General features: G+C 73.8%; 1 protein-coding gene. It reads left to right on the top strand.

Translation table 11 applies throughout. From position 1 onward, the window contains the following. Positions 1 to 1109 (top strand): ComEC/Rec2 family competence protein (locus AB4Y86_RS19400; RefSeq protein WP_441403747.1); only part of this gene is annotated, 1109 nt, incomplete at both ends.

Genomic DNA, 1109 nt, shown 5'->3' with positions numbered 1-1109 from the left:
CCTCGGTAGTGGCCGAAATCGAGGTGAACGGCACGCCGCGGCGGCTCGCCACCCCGGGCAGGGTGGGGCTGTCGGACCGTTGGGCGGTGCCCGCCACGCTGCTGGTCCTGATCTTTGACGGCCGCCGGGTGGAGGCACATGCCGGGCTCCTCGTGCTGGGCGGGGCGGATTGGGGCGACGCCGCGTCCGGGCAGCGGATCCGTGCCACGGGCAAGCTGAAGCCGTCCGGTGCTGGCGAGGCCGAGGCCGGGATGCTGTCCGCCTCCGCTGCTCCCGTGCGCCTGGCCGCAGCAGGCAGCTGGGACCGCGGCCCGGCAGCTCTGCGGAGCGGCTTCAGCGCCGCCGCCGCCGGGTTGTCCGGTGATGCCAAGGGGTTGCTGCCCGGGATGGTGACCGGCGATACCGGAGCCCTTGATCCGCAGCTCGCCGCTGCCATGAAGACCGTCGGCATGACACACCTGACGGCCGTCAGTGGCGCCAACTGCAGCCTCGTCCTCGGCGTGCTGCTGCTGGCTGCCCGCAGTGTGCGGCTTCCCCGCCCCGCGGCCGCCGGCCTGGCCCTCGGCGGCTTGGGCATGTTCGTGCTCATGGTGGGTCCGGACGCCAGCGTACTCCGGGCCGCGTGCATGGGGGCGATCGGCCTCTCAGCCCTCACCTTCGGGCGGGCAGGGCACGGGCTCAGCCTGCTGTGTGTGGCCAGCACAGCGCTGCTGCTGGCAGAGCCCGCGCTGGCCGCCGACTACGGCTTCCTGCTGTCCGTCCTGGCCACCCTCGGCATTGTCGTGGCCGGCCGGCCGATCATGGGCTGGATGCCGGCCGTCGTGCCCCGCGCCGTCGCCGCCGGCCTCGCGGTTCCACTGTCCGCCCAGTTGTTCTGCGGCCCCGTCATTGTGCTGCTCCAGCCGCAGTTCTCCAGCTACGCCCTGCCCGCAAACCTGGCAGCCGCCGCGCTGGTGGCGCCGGTGACCGTCGCGGGCACGGCGGCTGTTCCGCTAGTTCCGCTGCTCCCGGCCCTCGCGGCAGTCCCCATCGCCGTGGCCGGCGCCTTCGCGACCGCTGTGGCCGGAATCGCCCGCTACTTCGCAGCACTGCCCGGTGCGGTGCTGCCC

Origin of the sequence: Arthrobacter sp. 2YAF22_2, assembly GCF_052114645.1 — a bacterium.
In the GTDB taxonomy this organism is placed as follows: domain Bacteria; phylum Actinomycetota; class Actinomycetes; order Actinomycetales; family Micrococcaceae; genus Arthrobacter.
This window is presented reverse-complemented; position numbering and strand designations above follow the sequence as displayed.